Annotated in this window: 5 protein-coding genes; 1 reads left to right on the forward strand and 4 read right to left on the reverse strand. The window is 31.9% G+C overall.

Annotated elements, in window-relative coordinates:
* Positions 1–198: 198 nt before the first annotated feature.
* The gene (locus CN514_RS22140) at positions 199–807 is read right to left on the reverse strand and encodes a TetR/AcrR family transcriptional regulator (protein ID WP_098234428.1); all 609 of its coding nucleotides are present in this window, start codon (positions 805–807) and stop codon (positions 199–201) included.
* Between the two features lie 181 nt (positions 808–988).
* Here CN514_RS22140 and CN514_RS22145 point away from each other — a divergent pair, with 181 nt between their 5' ends.
* Positions 989–2,176 (forward strand): YhgE/Pip domain-containing protein, encoded by a 1,188-nt coding sequence (locus tag CN514_RS22145; RefSeq protein ID WP_098234429.1) that lies wholly within the window; start codon positions 989–991, stop codon positions 2,174–2,176.
* 44 nt (positions 2,177–2,220) lie between these two features.
* On the opposite strand, the gene CN514_RS22150 is transcribed toward CN514_RS22145, so the two are convergent.
* From CN514_RS22150 to CN514_RS22160, 3 genes are all read right to left on the reverse strand, one after another.
* A complete protein-coding gene (locus CN514_RS22150; protein WP_098234430.1) occupies positions 2,221–3,042 on the reverse strand; it encodes an MBL fold metallo-hydrolase in 822 nt (273 codons plus the stop codon).
* Between the two features lie 152 nt (positions 3,043–3,194).
* Positions 3,195–3,671 (reverse strand): YbaK/EbsC family protein, encoded by a 477-nt coding sequence (locus CN514_RS22155; protein WP_098234431.1) that lies wholly within the window; start codon positions 3,669–3,671, stop codon positions 3,195–3,197.
* A gap of 82 nt (positions 3,672–3,753) precedes the next feature.
* Complete coding sequence (locus tag CN514_RS22160; RefSeq protein ID WP_286141797.1) at positions 3,754–4,752, reverse strand: MBL fold metallo-hydrolase; 999 nt, start codon at positions 4,750–4,752, stop codon at positions 3,754–3,756.
* Between the last annotated feature and the right edge of the window lie 210 nt (positions 4,753–4,962).

A 4,962-nucleotide genomic window follows, 5' to 3' on the forward strand; every position in this document is an offset into this window, starting at 1 on the left:
GAAGGCTAAAGGCCCCTCAGGCTGGCCGAGGAGGCGAAAGAAGCTCGCCCCATGGAAAGCGAGCATCCTGTAATGGAAATCAACATCACTCTACTCCTTTTACGAAAATTTGGTAATTTAATTGACAAGTTGTTTTTCAACAACGTGAAAAAAGATGTCTCAAATAAAAGTCTTGAGACATCTTTTTTATGGCATACATTATTTAGCGATTTGACTAACAAACTTCTTCATAAACTTCAATAGCTTCATATGCATGATTGCCATTTCTTCAGGGGTAATTGGTTCTTCTTTTTCTAGCCATTGCTCCATAAGTCCAAAGAATGCCGATGAAATAAATGCAGTTGTGTATTCATGTGGAATTTCAATCATGTATTCTTCTTCTAATAAATCCACTAGTTTTTCATAAATCGTCTCTTTAATATGTTCCTTCATTTTCTTTGGAAAAGCTGGGTCACCTTTTGTACTGATTAAAATTTTTATAAATCTTTGATTTTCTTTTAGGTAGTGATATACATTAAGAATAGGTGGATAGACCTCATCATTTGAATAAAACTCATTCATTTCTTTAGGCCTTATAAATAACAGTCGATCCTGTAATCCTTCCAATATTTCATTTTGACTTTTTTCCATTAAATCATATTTATCTCTGTAATGTAGATAAAATGTACCGCGATTTAATCCTGCTTTTAAAGTAATATCTCTAACTGAAATAGCTTCGAATCCTTTTTCTTCTATTAAATCTAACAACGTTTCTTTTATTAATTTCTTAGTTTTTTCAACTTTAATTTCTCTCAATGATTGACTCATTTTAGATCATCCCTTTGGAATATAAGTTCTTACTAAACAAATTTCATAAATGTGTTTAGCAATGAACACATTTGTATGATTTGCTTATTGTGATTTATTAAAACTCATTGTAATATCTTCACATAACAATAGTCAACACGTTGTTCAGTAATTTTATTAAAAGAATTAGGAGGTTATTAAAATGAACTTATTTAAACAAAAACAAGCTATATTAGCTCCTATACTAGTACTAGTAGTTGCGATTATTTTCAGTCTAACATTAGCATCATCGGTTAACCCAACACCTAAAAATCTTCCAATCGCAATCGTAAACGAAGATCAAGGAATTCAAGTACCTTCAAAAGGGACTGTTAATATAGGTGATATGATGGTTGCAAAAATCAATGCACTATCAAAAACGAAAAATGGTGAAAAACCAGCGATTAAGTGGATTCAAGTATCAAGTGAAGAAAAAGTACGTAAAGGTCTAAATGACCAAAAATACTATGCTGCCCTTATTCTTCCAAATGATTTAAGTAAAAATCAGGCTTCATTAAAAACAGCGAATCCTTCACCTATTACAATGAAAATTTTAGTTAATCAAGGTAAAAATGCAAATGGATCAACGATGGCTAGTCAAATGTTGACTCACTTAGTAGAAAATCTTAACTTAACTATTCATACTGAAATTTTTAATGAATTAAAGAAAAGCGTGAGCCAGGTTTCAGTAAATCAAGCTGAAGTATTAGCAAATCCAATCATAACGAAGGTTGAAAATGTAAATGCAATTGGAACACATACAGCAAATGGAAATGCACCAGTAAGTTTAATTACACCACTTTGGATGTCTAGTTTAATTGGTGCCGTAATCGTCTTTTTAGCGAAAAAGAAAACAGAAACATCAAATTCAATTAGTAAATTAAAAGTTATTTTTGAACAATTACTATTAGGAGTAGTCCTATCTTTCCTAATCGGTTTCGGCATAACCTTAATGGCAAAGTGGATTGGCTTTACTCTTCCAAACTTCTTGGACGTTGCGCTATATTTAACGATTACTTATTTCTGTTTCCATATCCTAATTTCTGCTGTCATGTCTTGGATCGGCTTTGGTGGCGTAGGGATCTTTGCCCTAATCTTTTTCTTCTCGGGTTCTTTAATCGGAATGCCAAAAGAGCTTTTACCAACTTTTTCTAAAGACTGGATTTACTCATGGGTCCCAATGCGCTTTGGTGCTGACGGATTAAGAGAAATTTTCTATTTTGATAAAGGATTATCGATGAGTCATCCAATGAGTATTATTATTTGGATTGGTGTAATATCCGTTGTTCTTTTATCATTATCAGCGTTTAAGCAAAAAAAAGAAAAGGTAAATCAAACGTTAAATGCCTAATAAATTAGCAAAAGGACCAAGCAAATTTGGTCCTTTTCTTTATTTTAAGTATTAAACAATTTCCCGTCCAATGCTTCAATATATCTTTTAGCAGAATTATAGACAACGAGCTTTGCATTTTCTTTTACAATTCCATGGAATGCATTATAAATTCTATCAAATGTTAACTTCTCTACGGCTAATGATATCTCTTTTACTTTTTTTGCTGGTAATGGAATTAAATTAGGATAACTGTACATAAAACTTACCCAATTTGGATCTGCAACAACTTGAATAATATCTCCTGTTAGCAGTATTCCATTTTGCTTATTTCCAGCTTTCCATTCTAATACTGCCCCGCCTTTAAAGTGCCCGCCTAATCGGTGGATTTGAATTCCTTTGTTAAGCTCTAACGATTCGCCAGACCAGAAAATAATTTTATCACTTTTTCTGGTGACCCACTCTTGATCGTCTTCATGTATGTATACAGGTACATTAAATCTTTCAGCCCATTCAATTTGACTAGAGTAATAATGTGGATGTGATAGAGCAATCGCATTGATTCCTCCTAACCTCATAATTTCTTCAATTGTCTTCTCATCTAGATAAGCAACACAATCCCATAAAACATTAAACCCTTCATTCTTAATGAGATATGCAGTTTGACCAATCCCAAACTTAGGCTTTGTTACAATGCTATATAAATTTTCTTCTTCAAAGCGAATCATATTTTGATAGTTCTGTTCTTTCATTGATTGTAATGTTGTCCAACTTTGACCACTTGGATTGATGTATTGTCTTTCTTCAGAACAAATTATGCAGTACTCAGGAGGATCAATAGACTTGTTATACTGAACGCCACAAGTCGTACAAATAAATTTGAACATTTACTTATTCATCTCACTTTCCCTCTAATTTAATCTGACGTATTTCATATGGATTTCAGGTAAAAATTCCCAATATAAATAGACACATTTAAATATAGTAAATCAAAAACTGATTTATTACACTTGAATGTGCCTAAATGATTTATATTCTATTATTTAATTTTTACTACTTTACCTTTTGTCATTTCAATCAATTCATTTGGTGTTAACTGAAAAATTGCTTTTGGATGCCCCGCAGCAGCCCATACTTCTTTATACTGTAATAGATCCTCATCAATAAAGGTCATAATTTGGTTTTTATGAACGATTGGTGATACTCCTCCAATTACGAATCCAGTTTGTTCACGTACGAAATCAGCATCTGCTTTACCTAGTTTATCATTTAATATTTTCTCGATTTGTTTCTCATTTACACGGTTTATTCCACTTGCTACGATTAGGACAGGACTATTTGAGCTTTCTATTTTAAATATAATAGACTTTGCAATTTGAGCCACTTCACAGTTTAATGCATCCGCTGCTTCCTTAGCAGTTCTTGCACTATTTGGTAATTCAATCACTTTATTCGAATAACCTAACTCAAAAATTAAATCTTGTACGATTTGTGCACTTTCTTTTAATGCTTCCATTTAACATCACTTCCCTTAAAAATTGATTTTTTATTTATTCAATAATAAAGTGTACAATCCTGCTTTTTTTCAAATAATTAAACTACTTCCACCAAATTGAATTAGGATATTCACCTGTACTTATATTAATTAATTCACCAATTTTAGGTGTTGAATACTTTACCTCATTTTCTTTTGCAGCCTTCACAACACGGTCAATTGGGTCATTCCAGTCATGAAATGCTAATGTAAAAGCACCAAAATGAATTGGAACAAGAACTTCACCTTTTACATCAATACATGCCTGAACTGTTTCTTCTGGCAGCATATGGATTGCAGACCATCGTTTATCATATTGACCACATTCCATTAACGCTAAATCAAACGGTCCATATTTTTCCCCTATTTCCTTAAAATGTGGTGCATAACCACTATCTCCACTAAAGTAAATTTTCGTTTTCTCACCAATGATGACCCACGAACACCACAATGTACTGTTACGATCAGTTAAATTTCTTCCTGAAAAATGTCTTGCTGGAGTACAAGCTAAAGTTAATTGATCAAATTTAAATTCATCCCACCAGTTATGTTCAGAAATAATCTCTTTTGATACTTCCCAACTCACCAAGTGACTCCCTACACCAAGAGGAACAATAAATCGATCAACTTTTTGTTTGATTTTTTTTATTGTACCGTAATCTAAATGGTCATAATGATCATGTGATAATATGACAGCATCTATTTTTGGTAATTCACTGATCTCAATTGGCAAACCTCCACTATATCTTTTACCACCAAATTGCGGAAACGGGGTTGGTGCGTTCCCAAACATTGGATCAATTAAAATATTTTTTCCATCGATTTGAATTAATAAAGCTGAGTGTCCAAACCAAGTAATTTTTGTGTCGTTATTTTTCGAATGCAATAATGAAACATCGATTTTCTCTATTGGGATCCCATCTTTAGGCGTACGATTTGGATTTTTCTTAACAAAGTCTCTAATCATGGAAATATTTGTTTTGAAATCCATACTCAGACTCGTAGAGATTTGGTTTATAAACTTACCATTTTTATAATGCTCTAAAGCATAAAATGACTGCATTTTATCCTTTGAATATTTCTTCCCAAAATGAGGATATGTATTTAAAAACATTGTTATTATGATAACTAGCAATACTAAAATTAGTAAAAATAACATTTAATTTCTACCTCCAAATTAACTTTTACTAAATTTTACACTACCACAAATTTAGAAGATTAAACAAATATTCAGATTGCTTTTTTAAATGAAAAAACACCTTTTATGTTATAT

The sequence above is a fragment of the Bacillus sp. AFS001701 genome, from assembly GCF_002559405.1.
In the GTDB taxonomy this organism is placed as follows: Bacteria; Bacillota; Bacilli; order Bacillales; family Bacillaceae_G; genus Gottfriedia.